We start from the raw sequence: 17,546 nt of genomic DNA on the forward strand, positions 1-17,546 counted from the left end.
CAAGAATTAAATGATGTACCCTATAAATCTAAGATAAATGGAGTAATGCATGCTTGTGGACATGATTTTCATACTTCATCTGTAATAGGTGCGGCAATAATTTTATCTAAGATTAAAGATAAGTTGAAAGGTAATGTGATGTTTGTTTTTCAACCAGCAGAAGAAATAAACAAGGGAGCAAAATTAATGGTTGAAAAAGGATTGTTTACGAATATTAAAGCTGATTTAATATTTGGGCTTCATAATAATCCAGAGATACCATGGGGAAAAATTGCAATTAAAAAAGGTGGATTAATGGCAGCAGTTGATACCATAAGAATAAAAGTTAAGGGGAAAGGAGGACATGGAGGAATACCCAATGCTACAAGGGATCCTATTATAGCAGCATCAGCTATGTTAATGAATTTACAAACAATAGTCAGTCGCAATGTAAGTCCTTTAGATTCAGCAGTTATTTCAATAGGGACATTTAATTCAGGAACTGCTAATAATGTTATTTCTGAACTTGTAGAGATGTCAGGAACTGTAAGAAGTTTTAAGCCAGAAGTAAGAGAGATGTTACCAAAGAGGATAAAGGAAGTATTAGAATATACTGCAAAGGCTTATATGGTAGATGTTGAATTAGACTATATTTTTGATTTGCCGGCTGTATTTAATGATGATGAATTGGCAAAATTAGCATATGATGCTGCGAAAGAAATAGTAGGAGAAGAAGGAATTGTTGACCCAATACCTTCAATGGGAGGAGAAGATTTTTCTATTTTTACTGAGAAGATCCCTGGATTTTTCTTTTGGCTTGGGGTAGGAAACAAAGAAAAAGATATGAACTATGTATGGCATAACCCAAAATTTGATGGTGATGACAGGTCAATTATCATTGCTTCGGTTGTAATGAGTAACATGGTATTACGTGGTATATCTTATATAGATGAAAAGAAAAATGGGGTGAAATAATGAAGAATGTAAAACTACATTTATTAGTATTAGGATTAGTAGTTATTTCTGAATTTATTGGCGTCTTAAAAATTCCTGTTGGAATTGGAACAATTGTATTATTACCAATGTTATATGCTATGGTTTTTGGCGTACTATTAACACCTAAATTTTTAAAAGTTGCAAAAGAAAGAGAAATGAATGATGCAGGGTCTTTAATAGGTTTAACTTTAATGCTTTTAATGGCTAAATATGGTACAAATATTGGACCAACTTTACCAAAAATATTATCTGCTAGCCCAGCACTTATTTTACAAGAACTAGGAAATATAGGAACAGTATTACTAGGAATTCCAATTGCAGTTTTTTTAGGATTGAAAAGGGAAGCCATAGGTGGTGCACATTCAATAGCAAGAGAACCTAATGTTGCTTTGATAGGAGATATGTACGGACTTGATAGTGAAGAGGGACAAGGAGTGCTGGGTGTTTATATAGTAGGAACCGTATTTGGAACTATATTTATTGGTTTAATGGCAAGTTTTCTTGCTGCCAATACACCTTTACACCCTTACTCCTTAGCTATGGCTTCTGGAGTAGGGTCTGGCAGCATGATGACAGCAGGAGTAGGATCTTTGGCTGCCATGTTTCCTGAAATGGAAGAGATGATTACAGCTTTTGGAGTTGCAAGCAATATGCTTTCAGGATTAGATTGCTTATATATGTCACTTTGGGTAGCATTGCCATTATCTGAATGGCTGTATAAAAAGGTATATAAAATGAAGTATGGTAAATTACCAGAAGTTCCTGTGACCAAGGAGGGAAACTAATATGAAATTAAAGGATTCTATTATTGTATTATTGATAACGGCAGCAATTTCGGTAGTAGGAAACTATGTTGGTTATAAAGTTAATATGATAGAAGCAATTCCAGGAATGTTAATATTAGTATTAATAGCAGTAGTTGGAATAATCCTAGCTAAAGTAATACCGTTTAAAATTCCTAGTGTAGCATATATTGTAACATTGTCTACTATATTAACAGTGCCAGGGGTACCTGGAGCGGAAGTAATATCAAATCTAGTTTCAAAGGTTAACTTTTTAACCTTAGCCACTCCTATTTTAGGATATGCAGGTATATATACTGGTAAAAATTTAGATGCTCTTAAGAAGACGGGATGGAGAATTGTCATCCTTGCAATCTTCGTAATGTTTGGAACTTATTTAGGATCAGCAATTATAGCAAATGTGTTATTAAAAATGTTAGGACAAATTTAAGTTATGTTTCTAAGTGATTTCTTTTTAATAGTTTATAGTTGCAATTCATTATATTTAGTTAATGTTTGATTTTTAAGAATGATTATACATTTAATATGCAGTAGATAAATTTATATTTAGAGCAATTAAAATAAACCTCAAGAAATTTTTACTTCTTGAGGTTTATTTCTTAAATTAATTCATAGTTACTTTTCTTTTTCTGCATATAAAATCTATTAATGTTACTAATCCAGTTACCAAAACTCGTAAGTAATAATCTATAAATCTCCATAAGATTAATGCAAAAGATAGAATCTTTTTAGGAAATATAACTTTGAATAACATATAAAATCCTCCTTCTGCTGCACCAGCAGTTCCTGGAGTAGGCATAAAGGATACTGCCATATAATGTAAGGATTGAATGGCAATTATATCTATGAAATGACCTTTTTCAAAGCCTAGTGCCAAATAAACAAAAAAAGTAATAGAAAAGCCAATTGTTAGCTGAATTATAGATACTAAGATTAATTGTAATGTAGTTTTCTTATCTTTTTTTAGTTCTTCAATACTTATTTTATAATCTAGCAAAGTATTATTTATCTTTTCCTCAGATTTTTTTATATCTTTTACTATTTTAAATCTGTATAAGACTTTAATTGATTTTTCTAAGATGTTTCTGATAAATTTTTCATTTAATAAAAATCCAAATATCATAACTAAAATTATTACATTTATCAAACAACCCATTACAACAAAAGGCAATGCTAATCGGACTTCTGCATAAAGTAATTTGAATCTTATTATAAACATAAATAGGGCATAAAAGGTTACTACTAATTGGTATATTAAAAACCTATTAACAAGTAAAGATGATGCAGTGCCTATAGGGACACCTTCATTTACCAGTGAATATATTTGAACGGGTTGACCACCAGTGGAAAATGGAGTAATAGCACTGTAATATTGTCCAATCATACAAAGCTTGAGAGATGAGGCATAGGTACTTTTAATATTTAGGGTTTTTTTCATTTTATAGAGAATAAAGGCTTCAAAAAACCAGTATAGTACCATGCACAAAACACCAATTAATAAAAATAGGGTATTTGTACTCTTAATTAATTCAGAAAAATTATTGAAATCATTATTGTTAATAAAGATTAATACTGTAAGGGATATAAGAAATATTAATATTATATAGTTTAAAGACTTTTTCATAGTAATTCCTACTTTCTTTATAAATCAAGGAAAATCTTCAATTTTTATTATATATTAATTTAATAAAAATTAGAAGAAATTAAATTTTTCCTTATTTTATCAGGTACTAGAGAACCACCAGTCCCCCAACATAGATGAGTTATATTTTCATTTTTGTATTTTTCAGAAGTGAAAATAGGGCCTAAAAATCCAGCTAAAGCAGAAGGCTCTAAAAATATTTTTTCTTCCTCATATAGATTCTTTAGAAAGTCATATAATCTATAATCATCAATGGTAAAAGCACCAGTCAATATTTTATCCATGATTTTCCCTACAAAGGAAGAAGGCCTTCCAACAGCTAAACCATCTGCATCGGTTTTGTTGTCGAGTCCAATATCTTCTACAGAAATCTTATCATGAAGCCCTGAAGCTAATCCTAGTAGCATTGCAGGAGAGTGAGTTGGCTCTGCAAAGAAACAATGTACATTATCTCCATACATGAGCTTTAGTCCGTATGCTATACCACCAGGGCCACCGCCTACTCCGCAAGGTAGATATACAAAAAGAGGATTTTTATTATCAATTATAATTCCTATGTCATCAAGTTGTTTTTTAGTTCTTATTCCACCAACAGCGTATCCCATAAAAAGATCCTTTGAATTCTCATCATCTATAAAGTAAGATTTAGGGTCATTGTCAGATAAAAGTCTTCCTTCTTCTACGGCCTTTGAATAATCTGAAGTGTATTCTATTACTTTTACTCCCTTAGAACGAAGTAATTCTTTCTTCCATTCCTTAGCATCTTGAGACATATGAACTATTACATTAAATCCTACTTTTGCAGAAATTGTACCAATACTTAGCCCTAAATTTCCTGTGCTTCCAACTTGAATGGTATATTGAGCAAAGAAATCTTTAAAACTATTATTTGCCAATATACTATAATCATCATCCAATGTAAGAAGACCATTATCTATAGCTAAAGCTTCAGCATGTTTTAATACTTCATATATACCACCACGAGCTTTGATTGAACCAGCTATTGGGAGCAAATCATCCCTTTTAAGAAGTAGATTTCCATATATCCCTTTTTTATATTTCGTTTCCATTAAGGATTTCATTTTATCAATTTTAGATATGGGGGATTCAATAATTCCGTCAGTTACTTCAGGGAATATTGTTTTTATATACGGTGCGAATCTTTTAAGTCTATTTTCTGCTTCAAGAACATCTTCAAAAGATATAGGCAAAGCATGTTTAATTTCAGCAAAATGAGTGTAATTATCATTATACCAGATAACTTCTTTCGCAGTTTTTAACTCATTTAACAATGGAAAATTCATATAAAAAACCTCCAATACAATATCTTTATTCTTAGTATATATTATAAATTTGAATAATGGAAGAAAAAAGATATTGCGACAGGAGAACCACTTGAGCCCTTACTCTAGGGTACCCTCTGTCGCAAAATTTAAATAAACAGTTGTATATTAGAATCTAGAGCATCTACTAAATACTCTTCTGCTGTAACTATGCTAACTTCTTTAAGCAACTCTTCTTCTTTAAATCCCATTACTTCGCAGGAAAGTTTACAAGCTTTCATATTTACGCCCTTTTTTAATGCTCCATTTAAAAAGTCTGATAATTTTGGAGTATCACTATCATCCATCATTCCTAGAAGCATTTTTTTTCCTATGCCAGCAAAATTCATTTTAGACAATGGCAAATCCTCAATATATCTAGGTGCCATATTTGCAAACATTTTCTCTGCTGTAGTTTTATCTCCATCAGGGATGCTATTTGGATCTCTAATGAGCATTAATCCCCAAAATGCAAAGAACATAGTCACATCTACATTTATTTCTTTTGCAGAATTAGCCAGTATAAGAGCTGCCAAAGCCTTATCATATTCACCACTGAACATAAGTATACTCATCTTTTTAGTAGTATTGTTCTCCATAAAAAACCTCCTTTCCACTAGGTTTAGTAGAAAGGAGAATTTCTATACTTGTTTTTATAAAATTCTATATCTTTACTGATTTCTTTTAGAAGGTATGCGAGTAAGTATATTTCGTTATGATCATTATATAGTCCAAAACTTATCCTTACTAAGCCGGGGCGAAGCAGAGATTCATCATTCATATACTTTTTCATATCTTCATCAGACATTTTGAGTAATCTCTGAATATAGGGCTGTGCACAAAAACACCCATTTCTAACAGCAATTCCTCCCTCACGAGCAAGTATAGCAGCTAACTCATTATGCTTTAATCCTTCCATATTAAATGAAACAATTGATACCTTCTCTTCTGCATTCATATCATCATATAGAATAAGTTCAGGTATATCCTTTAAAAGGTCTAAGGCGTATTTAGTTAAGTTTCTTTCATACTCTTCAATACTTCTCATATTTAAATCCTGCAATATTTTTATACTTGTGGATAGAGCAACTACTCCCATTAGATTGGGAGTCCCGGCTTCTTCCTTTTCAGGTGGATCCGCCCATATTGTGTCTTTAATGGACACAAATTTTATAGTTCCACCTCCTATTTGTTCTGAAAAACCTTTTTCGAAAGTTTCTTTTGGTGCCACCAATACGCCAGTACCAAAAGGTGCATACATCTTATGAGCAGAAAATGCTATATAATCAATATGCTCAGGACTATCTATAGGCTTCATATCAAATTGGCTATGAGGAATAAGCTGGGCTCCGTCTACTAAAATCTTAGCACCGTATTTATGACATATTTTTGCTATATCATATATTGGATTGATGTAACCAGTTACATTAGATGCACCTGTTACTGCAACTAGGCCAACTTTTCCTTTATAAAGTTTTAACTTAAACTCTAGATCTTCTAAGCACAATCTTCCTATAGAATCTACTTCTATATAATCTGTAGTAAATTTATATTTCCAAGGTAGTAGATTAGAATGATGTTCCATATATGTAGATAAAACTACTTTATTCTTTAGAGTATCTTGTAATCTATAAGATAGTTTATTTATACATTCTGTAGTATTCTTTAAAAAAACTACTGTATGATATTCTTTATTTCCACCGACAAAATTTAATACTATTTCTCTTCCTTCATCATATATCATTGAAGATATAATTGATTTATATCCTGTGCCTCTGTGTACTGAAGAATAGGTATTAGAAAAATCTACTATTTCATTTAAAACTGATTGAAAAGGAGGAGTTGTAGCAGCGTTATCAAAGTTTATATAATTTACTGAATTACCATTTTCTAGTCTAACAAGACTATTGCCGCCTACTATTAAGTTTTTATCCATAAAATCACCCTTAATATTTAATATAGTACTATTATTTTATTATAAAATATATTTTTGGTGTCAGTTTAATTAATAGAAGTTATTTATACAGTATATTATGGTATAATTATTAAATGAAGAGAAAGGGGGAATTATATTGGAAAATAAAAAAACTTTATATGCAGATTTATCTCTACTTTTAGTTGCTATTGTTTGGGGTTCTGGATTTGTTGTTACAAAGAGTGCATTAGATTATTTAACTCCTTATTATTTATTATTTTTTAGATTTATTATTTCTACAGTAATATTATTTTTTATATTTTTCAAGAAGATTAAAAATGCATCTATAAAAGATATAAAAGCTGGAATAATTATTGGATTATTTTTATTTACTGGATTTGCTACTCAAACAGTAGGTCTACAATATACTGAGGCTGGGAAACAAGCTTTTATTACAGCAACAAATGTAGTAATGGTGCCATTTATTTATTGGGGTATATCTAAGAAGAGACCAGATAAATTTGATTTAGTAGCTGCTTTTTTATGTTTAACAGGAATTGGAGTATTAAGTCTAAATAAGGATTTAACAATAGGTTATGGTGATTTATTAACATTATTATGTGCAGTATTGTTTGCATTTCATATATCTTCTACTGGATACTTTGCAAAGGAATCAGATCCATATGTAATATCAATAGTACAATTAGGTACAGCAGCCATAATTTCGTTGTTATTTGCTTTGTTTTTTGAAGGGACAAAAATTAATATTCAAAAACAAACAATAATTCCAATATTATATTTATCTATATTTAGTACAATGTTTGCATTTTTAATACAGACTGTTGCACAAAAATACACAAATTCAACCCATACAGCTATAATATTGAGCTTAGAAGCAGTATTTGGAAGTACATTTGCAATTATTTTTCTAAAAGAACCTTTTACTATAAAGTTTTTAATAGGATGTATGGCAATTTTGACTTCAGTCATAACAAGTGAAACAAAATGGGATTTTTTAAAACCGAAGCAAGAGTAAATAGAGATATATAACTGGAGGATGGGAATGAGGATATTTATATTAGATAAAAATATAGATGATATAAATACTTTAAAAAAGATTATATATGATAACCATTTAGGAATATTGGTAGGTATATCTGATGACCCTTTGGAAGATATAGAGGAAATAATATCTTCACAACCAGATTTAATTATTTTAGATATGTTAGATGAAGGACTTAATGGTTTTCGTATAATCCAGGATATAAAAAGAAAAAATAAGATTATTAAATTTATTATGATTTCTGATTTTACAATTAAAGAAAATGTTGAAGAGGCATATAGATGCGGAGTGGAATACTTCATTTATAAGCCCATAAATGTTGTAGAAGTGGAAACTATAATAAAAAAGGTAAAATCAAAAATAGAATTAGAAGAAAAGATGAAAGAAGTTCAACAAATATTTAACGATATTGCTCCTATTTCTAAAGAAATAATTGAAACCAAGGATTGTCAACAGGATATCAATATAATACTACTTAAGCTGGGAATTGTTGGGGAAATTGGAAGTGAAGATTTGTTAAAGACTGTAAGCTTTTTAATAAAAAATAAAATCAAAACAAATGATATGTCTATAAGAGAAATTTGTTCTAACTTCACTGATAATCCTAAGGCTATGGAGCAAAGAATGAGGAGAACTATTAATATAGCAATGGGCAATATAGCATCTTTAGGTATAGAAGATTATATGAATGAAACTTTTGTAGAATATTCAAATACATTGTTCAACTTTGAACAAATAAAGAAAGAAATGGACTATATTCGAGGGAAATCTAATATAAAAGGCTCAATAAACATGAAAAAATTCTTGTCTGGTCTATGTATACTTTGCGAAAAGTATAACAATTAGAAATATTCAGAAATCAATGTTGAGTATTTTTGAGTATTTTTGAAGTTATATGTATATAATTGATCTAGTCTAATAAATAAAGGAGGCAGATCAATGGATAAGTTGATGGAAATTAATGGCATTATTAATGGTTTTGTATGGGGACCGCCGATGCTTATTTTATTGGTGGGAACAGGTATTTATCTATCATTTCGAACTAATTTTTTCTCATTAACGAAGCTTGGTTACATTTTAAGGAACACATTAATGAAGATGTTTTCTAAAGATCATGAGGGAGAAGGTGAAGTAACAGCATTTCAAGCTGTAGCTACTGCATTAGCTGCTACTGTAGGCACAGGGAACATTGCAGGTGTTGCAACAGCTATTGCAATTGGAGGTCCAGGAGCTATACTTTGGATGTGGGTAGCTGCAATATTTGGTATGACTACAAAATTTGCAGAGGTAGTCCTTTCAGTTCAATATAGGGAAAAGACTTCTGACGGGAGATTCGTTGGAGGACCAATGTACTATATTACAAAAGGACTAAATATGAAGTGGCTAGCAAATATATTTGCATTTTTTGGAGCTTTAGCAGCATTTGGTATAGGAAATATGGTTCAATCAAACTCTATAGCTCAATCATTAGAGGTAACTTTTGGAATAAATAAACTTGCTATAGGAATTGTTTTAGCCATATTTGCAGCTATGGTTATAGTAGGTGGTATTAAAAGAATTGGTTCCGTAACAGAAAAACTAGTACCATTTATGGCTGCATTCTATATTTTAGGCGGTCTATTAATAATTATTATAAATGCAAAACACATTCCAGAAGCATTTGGATTAATATTTAGTAATGCATTTACAGGAACTGCTGCATTAGGAGGATTTGCAGGTTCAACTATTAAGCACGCTATGAGATATGGAGTTGCTCGTGGAGTATTTACAAATGAGGCAGGTCTTGGTAGTGCGCCTATTGCCCATGCTGCTGCAACTACTGATCACCCTGTACGCCAAGGACTATGGGGAGTATTTGAAGTATTTATGGATACCATTGTAATTTGCTCAATAACTGCATTAGCGATTTTAACTACGGAAGTATGGAAAGATGGAGCAACAGGAGCTGCTCTTACCACTCAAGCTTTCAGCCATGGTTTACCAGGGACTTGGGGTGGAATTATAGTTTCAATAGGTATTTTACTATTTGCTTTCTCTACTATATTAGGTTGGGAATATTATGGAGAGCGTTGTGCTGAATATCTATTTGGATCTAAAGTTAATATGATTTATAGAATTCTATGGATACCATTCATAGTCATAGGTGCCATAGGAGGACTTGAAGTTCTTTGGGACTTAGCAGATACATTAAATGGGCTAATGGCTATTCCAAACTTAATAGGAGTATTTGCTTTGAGTGGAGTGGTTATTAAATTGACTAAGGAGTTTTTTGCAAAGGAAGACGCACTTGGAAATAGGTAATATAGAAAGGACAGATCTTAATTGGATCTGTCCTTAAATTATTTATATTCCTTCATTTCTTTTCTATATTTGTCCATTACTTCAGAGAAAATTTCCGCACTTGTAGGTGGAGTGTAAGTTATGGCATTGGCACCAGCTTCTATGGTTTCAAGTATTGATTCATCTGTAGGACCTCCTGTAGCGATAATAGGTAATTCTTTTCCAAATTCATTTCTAATTTTTTTCACAAGAGATGCAGTTTTAGAACCACCAGATATATTTAAGATACTAGCACCAGATTGAACTTTTCCTTTATAATCATCACATTCTGAAACAACAGTAGCTATAATAGGTATATCTATTCTTTCTCTCATTTTAGCAATTACATCATTGGTAGTAGGAGCATTTACCACAACTCCGTATGCACCCATAAGTTCAGCTTGGAATGCAATACCCACAGATCTTTTGCCTGTTGTGAGTCCACCACCTACACCGACAAATACAGGGACAGGAGCAACTTCAAGTATGGCTTGGGTAATAGATAATTGAGGGGTAAAAGGATAAACTGCTATAATCGAATTGGCATTTGTGTTTTTTATAATAGCTACATCTGTAGAAAATAGTAGGGATTTGATCCTTGTTCCTAATACCTTTATTCCACTTGCCTTATAAATAACAGGTGGAACTTCTATAATCCTAGATCTAAGCTGTGATTTTACTTCTGGGATATATTTTTCCTTTTCCATAAAACACCTCCTAAAATATTTGTACAATTATATTATACACTATAAATATTGGTTTCTACTATGATTTTCTTTTTACATAATATCTATGTAAGAAATATGCTATAATGGTTATATAATACAAATTATAAAAAATATCAAAGGGAGTGAAATTGCATGAAGGGACTGCCAAATTTAAGTGCACTCTGGGAAACAGCTATTAGTATAATACCGCTAACTGTTATATTAGCTGTAATTCAGATATTTATACTAAAAAAGCCATTAAATAATGTAAGAGATTTTACGATAGGATTTTTATTATCTGTATTAGGTCTTCATTTATTTCTAAAGGGAACAACAATGAGTTTAATACCTTTAGGGGATTCAGTGGGGAGAAATTTTGTAATTATAAATAGAAAGTGGATTATACTAGTAATAGGATTTATAATAGGTTATGCAGCTACATTAGTAGAACCAGGATTAAAAGCTTTAGCTTTAGAAGTAGAGGAATTGTCAGCAGGAGCAATACCTTATAAGGTATTAATACATGGAGTTGCCATAGGATTTGGTGGGGGTATGGTTATAGGGCTTTTGAAGATATTATTAAATCTTCCATATATAAAGGTTCTTATACCATTATTATTAGTAATAATAGTACTATCTTTTGTTACACCAAAGCCCTTCGATGCTATTGCTTTTGATGCTGCTTCTGCTACAACAGGGCCTGTGAACATACCTATAAATATGGCATTGGCTGTGGGGCTGGCATCAGTTATTGAAGGGGTGGATCCATTGATGTCTGGTTTTGGCATAGTAGGACTTACATCTATAGGTTCCATGATTTCTGTAATGGTCTTGGGAATATTAACTAGAATTTAGGGGGTGGTATTGTGATTGAAATTAAATGTATAATTGCCATAGTTGAAAGAGGAAAAGCAGATAAAATAGTAAGTGCTGCAAAGTTGGCAGGTGCTAATGGTGCTACTATTTTTTATGGAAGAGGAACTGGAGAATCTGAAGTAAAAAAGTTTTTAAATATGCATGTTGAGGCATCTAAAGAGATAATAATAATATTAACAGAAATAGATAAATATAAATTTATAATGAATGCTATGGTTGAGGAAGGACAACTGAAAAAACCAGGTACAGGTATTATATTTACAGTGCCAGTTACTAATTTAATGGGTCTGCATCATAGAGAAGAATTTGAAGAATAATAAAATACAGGGGAATTGATATGAGAAAAGAACATGTGGAATATATGAAGGATTTGCCTATAAATATATTTTTGGCTAATATTATGGAATATCCAATTCATTGGCGAGATTCCATACAAATATTATTTGTTTTAAATGGAACTATAGATGTAGGTGTAGAAAATGAAATATATACATTATACGAAAGAGAAATAGAGATAATAAATGCAAATGAAGTTTATAGTATAAAATCTAACGATCTAAATAATTTAGTCCTTATACTCAATATAGATACTAATTTTTTTGAAAGATATTACGATGATGCAAAGGAAATATTTTTTTATACTAACTCTTCAGATGAACATGTTCAAGAGGATGAAAAATATTATGAATTAAGAAAATATATTTCTATACTTCTTTATGAGGCAATATCTAAATTAGATGATTATGAAGATAAAATAGAAGAAAATTTATTGGAAATGATGTATCATTTATTAAATAATTTTCATTATCTTTTCTATGAAAGCGAGGGATTAGAGGATGATGAAGAGCAACTTGAAAGATATCATAGAATAGTTAAATATTTGAGTAACAATTATATGAATAAGGTGAGTTTACAGGAAATAGCTGATAAAGAATTTCTTAGCTCTCAATATTTATCTTATAAGATCAAGGATATACTAGGGCATGGGTTCAACGAGTATTTAAATCAAATAAGGGTAGAAGAATCTACAAAACTACTTTTAGATTCAGATAGAAATATATCTGAAATATCGGAAGAAGTAGGATTTTCACATGTAAGATACTATAATAAACATTTTAAACTTCATTATAATTGTACACCTATGCAATACAGGAAAAAATATAAGGTAAGTGAAGAAAAACTTGAAAATATGACTAAAATAAAATATTTTAATATTAAAGAAGCTTTACCTTATATCACTGCTTATATTGAAGACTATGAAAGATATGATTATGATAATAGAATTATTAAGATAGATATAGATTTAAATAAAGATACAATGGAAAAGTATAAAAAGCCAGATATAATAGATTTAGGAGATATCTATCTTCTTCTAGAAGAGGAGAATAGAAGAATACTAGAGGAAATTCAAAGGGAGATAAAATTTAAATATTGTATAGTCAATAGACTTTTTTCAGAGGATATGGATATCTATAGAGATAAGAATCATAAATTTATTAACTGGACTAGAGTTGAGAATATATTAGATATTCTAATGGAACAAAGTCTTACTCCTATAATTATTACAGAAAATGTTGAAAAATATATAATTGATGATTTTATCAATCATTTTTCAAATCTTTATGAGGAAGATGTAGAGAAGTGGTTAAATATTAAGGTCGAAGAGATAGAGCCATATTTTCCAAAGAATAATATTGGTGAAGTGCAAGATACAATTTCTATGGTGTCTTATATTTTATATAATTATATCCATTTGAATAATAGGGTTGTATTAAATATGGTAGATGAAATATCCAAAGAAATCATACTTAATAATGACACCTTCTTTGGTGGAAATGGAATATTTACATCTAATTACTTAAAAAAGCCATCTTATTATGCATATATGTTATTATCCCTCTTAGGAGATACTATAATAGATAAAGGGGAAGGATATATAGTTACAAAATCAGAATATGGATATCAGATAATGTTATTTAATCCCATAGAAATAGACGAAGAAATAATATATAATAATCTTCCCATAGATAAGATTAAAGAGAGAAAGGTTTCACTAAATATATTAAATATGGAAAATGATTTTCAAGTTACAAAATATGTATTAGATAGAAACTTTGGCTCAGTATATGATAAATGGGTAGGATTAAACAAACCAGAAAGGCTGGATAATGACAATTGGGAATTGTTAAAGGAATATGTACATCCTAATATATCCTTCTATTATGGAAAGAAATCTACAGTGTATAATACAATTGCTACTATAAAACCTTATGGAGCAATACTATTTGTATTAAATAATGTACTAAATTCATAAATTTTTGGATTATCTTAAGCTTTCTTAAAATAAAATTTATTCAAAAAGCCAAAAACAATCCAAGATAGATATTAAACAAGTGAATGAATAGAACCTCCATTTATGTTAACATAATAAGGTAACATAAATGGAGGTTTTATTATGGGTAAAAACAATAAATTATTTGGGGAAGAAAAAATCGGGAAACTATTGATTAAGTTTTCTATTCCAATAATAATTTCATTTTTAGTATCAGAACTATATAATATGGTAGATACCTTATTTGTAGGAAGAAATGTAGGCAGATATGGAATAGGGGCATTGGTACTTGTGTTCCCTATACAAAGGATAATAATAGCATTGAGTATTATGATAGGTGTGGGAACATCAACAGCATTTTCTAGATCTAACGGACAAAATGATATAGATAAGGCTAGAGGATTTGTTAGAAATGGTTTTTCTTTATCCTTCTTGTTAATGTCATTAATTACAGCGCTTATATATATATTCTCGGAGAAAATTCTTATAGGTCTTGGTGCTAGTGAACAGACATTATATTATGCGAATACCTATTTGGATATAATAATATTTGGTTCTACGTTCTTAAGTTTGACGACTTTTATATCTCATGTGATGATATCCTTGGGAAATAACAAAATTTCAATAGTAAGCACAAGTATAGGAGCCATAGTAAATATAATCTTTGATTATATCTTAGTTGTTAAACTTCATATGGGTGTTAAGGGTGCGGCAATAGCAACTACAGTTTCCCAGATAATAGGATTTAGTTATGCATATTATAACTATTCAAAAGTAAAAAAAGAATATAAAATACCATCAGGTTTTCAATTGGATAGAAAATTTATCATACCAATTGTACTAGTAGGATTATCTGCATTTATTATAGAGTCAGAAGATGGAGTACTAATGGCAGTATTAAATCATTTATTACTTAATACAGCAGGAGATAAGGGAATTATAGTACTTGGAGTTATCTCTAAGGTATATATGTTTTTATTTATAACTATGTTTGGAATAGCCTCGGCTATGCAGCCAATAGCCGCATATAATGTAGGGGCAAAAAATTATAAAAGGTTAAAGGCAGTAATGGAGAAGACCGCTATCTATGCATTCCTTACGTCTGCTATAATGTGGGTAGGGGTAATGATTTTTACTCCGCAATTAATGGCGCTATTTGTAAAAGATGCGGAGATAATAGATGAGTCAGTGAGGGCATTTAGAATAATGGTATCAATGCTTCCAATAGTAAGTATTTATTATGTATCCATATTTTATTTTCAAGCACTTGGAAAGGCTAAAATATCAATACCAATGTCAATATTTAAGCAATTAATATTAATGTTACCAATATCCATTATATTAGTAAAGGTTTTCCATTTAGGTGATACAGGGGTTTGGTTGTCCTATCCTATATCGGATATATTAGCGAGTATTGCATCATTTATGTTGATTAGAGAAGAAAGTTATAAATTGAATATAAAAGTAGAGAAACAAATGGAAATAGAAAATACAAAGGGAACTATTCCTTTTGCTTCAAACTAAATAATGAGCCAAAGATTTAAATCTTTGGCTCATTATTTTATTGTCTTTAAATAACCTTGGGTAATTTTAGGGTATAATATATAAAATAAAATATATGGAGTGGGTAAAATGACTAAGGAAAGTAAAAATATAGCTAAAATGGTTAATATACCTCTAGGCTCTTTAATATATGTGGGAGAAAAAAAGGTGGAAAATGTAAAATGCACATATACAAAATATAATAGCTTGGAAATGGAAAGAAAAGAGATACATAATTTAAGGGAATTCATAAATGATATAGATAAAAAAATAAGATGGCTAGATATAATAGGAATTCATGATATAGATTTAATAAATAAATTATGTGAAGCATTAGAAATTCATCCCCTAGTAATAGAAGATATATTAAATACATCTCAAAATCCCAAGGTAGAAGAATATGAAGACTATATATTTTTAGTAACTAAGATGATGTATTTCAATAAAGATGGAGAATTAGAAACGGAACAAATATCTTTTATATTATTTAAAGATAGGCTTATATCATTTAGAGAATTAGACTCTAAGATATTTGATACTGTATTGAATAGATTAAAAGAAGGTTCTAATATTAGAAAAAATGGAGCAGATGATTTATTATATGCATTAGTTGATGCTATAGTAGATAATTATTTTATAATAATTGAGGATATAGGAGAGAAAATAGATTATATAGAAGATGATTTATTGCTAAATCCAAAAAAAGAAATACTTCAGAAAATTTATCTCCTAAAAAGGGAGCTTATTTATATTAGAAATTCACTTTGGCCTATGAGAAATGCAATCAGTAGTCTATCTAAAAATGATTATGATTTAATAGACGGAAAGACAATATATTATTTAAGAGATGTTTATGATCATGTCATTCAGATAATAGATATTATGGAAACATATAGAGATATATGCAGTGGTATGCTAGATACCTATCTTTCTAGTATAGGAAACAAAACAAATGAAGTAATGAAGATACTTACTATATTCTCAACCATATTTATACCCTTGACGTTTATTGCAGGAGTATATGGTATGAACTTTAAATACCTACCAGAATTAAATTGGAAATATGGATATCTTAGTTTCTGGATAATAAGCACTATAATTATAATAGTAATGCTAAGATTTTTTAGAAAAAAGGATTGGCTATAAAAATTTTCTAGCCAATCTTAAATTTTTATCCTTATAAGGAGGATAGAGCAAATTACTATCAAATTTTCCTTTAGATTTAAATATGCTTTTTTCATGAGAAAAAGTATTAAATGTATATTTAGAATGATAGTTCCCTATGCCGCTATATCCAACTCCTCCGAATGGAAGATTAGGATTTGCTACATGGGATATTGCATGATTGATACATCCTCCACCGAATTGGATATTTTTTATAATGTAATTTTCAATGGCTCTATTTTCTGTGAAAAGGTATAGAGCTAGGGGATAGGGATTTATTCTAACTATGTTTACAATATCATCAATATCCTTATAAGTTAATATAGGGAGTATTGGGCCAAAGATTTCTTCCTTCATAATTGGATGGGTTATATTTATTCCATCAATTAATGTTGGAGCAATGAATCTGCTTTCTTTATTATAATTTCCGCCTTCCAATATATTGCATTCCTTTAATAGGGGTATTAATTTATCAAATTTTTTTTCATTTATTATTCTTCCTAAGTTTTTACTTTCTTCAGCATTTTCTCCATAATACTTTTTTATATATAGTTTTATTTTATTGACTAGTGTTTCTTTTTGTGATTCATGCACTAATACATAATCAGGAGCCACGCAGGTCTGCCCTGCATTATAAAATTTAGCCCAAGTAATTCTTTTAGCAGATATGTCTATATTTGCATCTTCATGAACTATAGCAGGAGATTTCCCGCCTAATTCTAAAGTTACTGGTATTAGATGTTTTGCTGAAAGTTCTAATATTTTTGTACCTACACTTACACTACCAGTGAAAAAGATATGATCGAACCTGTAGTCCTCTATTAAAGGTATAACAGTTTCAGAGCCTGGTCCTTCCACTACACTAATATAATTACCATTAAAGGTT

The 17,546-nt window shown here is 30.1% G+C and carries 17 protein-coding genes; 11 read left to right on the plus strand and 6 right to left on the minus strand.

Annotated elements, in window-relative coordinates; genetic code table 11:
- The 3 genes from RT714_RS13210 to RT714_RS13220 form a co-directional block, all read left to right on the plus strand.
- The coding region (locus tag RT714_RS13210; protein ID WP_313758240.1) for a M20 family metallopeptidase at positions 1-954 on the plus strand (954 nt) is incomplete at its 5' end.
- Positions 954-1,760: a DUF3100 domain-containing protein gene (locus RT714_RS13215; RefSeq protein ID WP_313758242.1), complete on the plus strand. Its 807-nt coding sequence runs from the start codon at positions 954-956 to the stop codon at positions 1,758-1,760. The genes RT714_RS13210 and RT714_RS13215, both read left to right, overlap by 1 nt.
- A 1-nt stretch (position 1,761) precedes the next feature.
- Positions 1,762-2,208, plus strand: coding sequence for a DUF340 domain-containing protein (locus RT714_RS13220; RefSeq protein ID WP_313758243.1), 447 nt, complete (start codon positions 1,762-1,764; stop codon positions 2,206-2,208).
- A 174-nt stretch (positions 2,209-2,382) separates the two neighbouring features.
- Here RT714_RS13220 and RT714_RS13225 read toward each other — a convergent pair whose 3' ends face one another.
- From RT714_RS13225 to RT714_RS13240, 4 genes are all read right to left on the minus strand, one after another.
- Positions 2,383-3,402: a lysylphosphatidylglycerol synthase transmembrane domain-containing protein gene (locus RT714_RS13225; RefSeq protein ID WP_313758244.1), complete on the minus strand. Its 1,020-nt coding sequence runs from the start codon at positions 3,400-3,402 to the stop codon at positions 2,383-2,385.
- 59 nt (positions 3,403-3,461) lie between these two features.
- Positions 3,462-4,724, minus strand: a complete 1,263-nt coding sequence (locus RT714_RS13230) for a D-serine ammonia-lyase (RefSeq protein WP_313758245.1) — start codon at positions 4,722-4,724, stop codon at positions 3,462-3,464.
- A gap of 128 nt (positions 4,725-4,852) precedes the next feature.
- Entirely contained in the window at positions 4,853-5,341 is a 489-nt protein-coding gene (locus RT714_RS13235; protein WP_313758247.1) for a DsrE/DsrF/DrsH-like family protein, read from the minus strand.
- A gap of 23 nt (positions 5,342-5,364) precedes the next feature.
- The gene (locus RT714_RS13240; RefSeq protein WP_313758248.1) at positions 5,365-6,678 is read right to left on the minus strand and encodes an aminotransferase class V-fold PLP-dependent enzyme; all 1,314 of its coding nucleotides are present in this window, start codon (positions 6,676-6,678) and stop codon (positions 5,365-5,367) included.
- 136 nt (positions 6,679-6,814) lie between these two features.
- Between RT714_RS13240 and RT714_RS13245 the strand changes: the two genes are divergently transcribed.
- The 3 genes from RT714_RS13245 (at position 6,815) to RT714_RS13255 (ending at position 10,021) form a co-directional block, all read left to right on the plus strand.
- Entirely contained in the window at positions 6,815-7,693 is an 879-nt protein-coding gene (locus tag RT714_RS13245; protein WP_313758250.1) for a DMT family transporter, read from the plus strand.
- A gap of 27 nt (positions 7,694-7,720) precedes the next feature.
- On the plus strand, positions 7,721-8,566 hold the full coding sequence (locus RT714_RS13250) for a response regulator (RefSeq protein ID WP_313758252.1): 846 nt from the start codon (positions 7,721-7,723) through the stop codon (positions 8,564-8,566).
- 93 nt (positions 8,567-8,659) lie between these two features.
- Entirely contained in the window at positions 8,660-10,021 is a 1,362-nt protein-coding gene (locus RT714_RS13255) for a sodium:alanine symporter family protein (protein ID WP_313758253.1), read from the plus strand.
- Between the two features lie 38 nt (positions 10,022-10,059).
- On the opposite strand, the gene RT714_RS13260 is transcribed toward RT714_RS13255, so the two are convergent.
- A complete protein-coding gene (locus RT714_RS13260; RefSeq protein WP_313758254.1) occupies positions 10,060-10,746 on the minus strand; it encodes a hydrolase in 687 nt (228 codons plus the stop codon).
- A 153-nt stretch (positions 10,747-10,899) separates the two neighbouring features.
- Here RT714_RS13260 and RT714_RS13265 point away from each other — a divergent pair, with 153 nt between their 5' ends.
- From RT714_RS13265 to corA, 5 genes are all read left to right on the plus strand, one after another.
- The gene (locus tag RT714_RS13265) at positions 10,900-11,601 is read left to right on the plus strand and encodes a DUF1538 domain-containing protein (protein WP_313758255.1); all 702 of its coding nucleotides are present in this window, start codon (positions 10,900-10,902) and stop codon (positions 11,599-11,601) included.
- 11 nt (positions 11,602-11,612) lie between these two features.
- A complete protein-coding gene (locus tag RT714_RS13270; protein ID WP_313758257.1) occupies positions 11,613-11,939 on the plus strand; it encodes a P-II family nitrogen regulator in 327 nt (108 codons plus the stop codon).
- Between the two features lie 20 nt (positions 11,940-11,959).
- Positions 11,960-13,936, plus strand: coding sequence for an AraC family transcriptional regulator (locus tag RT714_RS13275; RefSeq protein WP_313758258.1), 1,977 nt, complete (start codon positions 11,960-11,962; stop codon positions 13,934-13,936).
- 141 nt (positions 13,937-14,077) lie between these two features.
- Complete coding sequence (locus tag RT714_RS13280; RefSeq protein WP_313758260.1) at positions 14,078-15,478, plus strand: MATE family efflux transporter; 1,401 nt, start codon at positions 14,078-14,080, stop codon at positions 15,476-15,478.
- Positions 15,479-15,586: 108 nt separating this feature from the next.
- Positions 15,587-16,642, plus strand: coding sequence for a magnesium/cobalt transporter CorA (gene corA, locus RT714_RS13285; RefSeq protein ID WP_313758262.1), 1,056 nt, complete (start codon positions 15,587-15,589; stop codon positions 16,640-16,642).
- On the opposite strand, the gene RT714_RS13290 is transcribed toward corA, so the two are convergent.
- Positions 16,637-17,546 (minus strand): aldehyde dehydrogenase family protein (locus RT714_RS13290; protein WP_313758264.1); only part of this gene is annotated, 910 nt, incomplete at its 5' end. The genes corA and RT714_RS13290 overlap by 6 nt on opposite strands.

This window comes from Tissierella sp. (assembly GCF_032104385.1).
Lineage (GTDB): Bacteria > Bacillota > Clostridia > Tissierellales > Tissierellaceae > Tissierella.

What these genes read in the sequence shown, in the direction of transcription:
- RT714_RS13215 (WP_313758242.1), top strand. Translation starts at nt 954, where the DNA reads ATGAAGAATGTAAAACTACATTTATTAGTATTAGGATTAGTAGTTATT.
- RT714_RS13220 (WP_313758243.1), top strand. Translation starts at nt 1,762, where the DNA reads ATGAAATTAAAGGATTCTATTATTGTATTATTGATAACGGCAGCAATT.
- RT714_RS13225 (WP_313758244.1), bottom strand. Translation starts at nt 3,402, where the DNA reads ATGAAAAAGTCTTTAAACTATATAATATTAATATTTCTTATATCCCTT.
- RT714_RS13230 (WP_313758245.1), bottom strand. Translation starts at nt 4,724, where the DNA reads ATGAATTTTCCATTGTTAAATGAGTTAAAAACTGCGAAAGAAGTTATC.
- RT714_RS13235 (WP_313758247.1), bottom strand. Translation starts at nt 5,341, where the DNA reads ATGGAGAACAATACTACTAAAAAGATGAGTATACTTATGTTCAGTGGT.
- RT714_RS13240 (WP_313758248.1), bottom strand. Translation starts at nt 6,678, where the DNA reads ATGGATAAAAACTTAATAGTAGGCGGCAATAGTCTTGTTAGACTAGAA.
- RT714_RS13250 (WP_313758252.1), top strand. Translation starts at nt 7,721, where the DNA reads ATGAGGATATTTATATTAGATAAAAATATAGATGATATAAATACTTTA.
- RT714_RS13255 (WP_313758253.1), top strand. Translation starts at nt 8,660, where the DNA reads ATGGATAAGTTGATGGAAATTAATGGCATTATTAATGGTTTTGTATGG.
- RT714_RS13260 (WP_313758254.1), bottom strand. Translation starts at nt 10,746, where the DNA reads ATGGAAAAGGAAAAATATATCCCAGAAGTAAAATCACAGCTTAGATCT.
- RT714_RS13265 (WP_313758255.1), top strand. Translation starts at nt 10,900, where the DNA reads ATGAAGGGACTGCCAAATTTAAGTGCACTCTGGGAAACAGCTATTAGT.
- RT714_RS13275 (WP_313758258.1), top strand. Translation starts at nt 11,960, where the DNA reads ATGAGAAAAGAACATGTGGAATATATGAAGGATTTGCCTATAAATATA.
- RT714_RS13280 (WP_313758260.1), top strand. Translation starts at nt 14,078, where the DNA reads ATGGGTAAAAACAATAAATTATTTGGGGAAGAAAAAATCGGGAAACTA.
- corA (WP_313758262.1), top strand. Translation starts at nt 15,587, where the DNA reads ATGACTAAGGAAAGTAAAAATATAGCTAAAATGGTTAATATACCTCTA.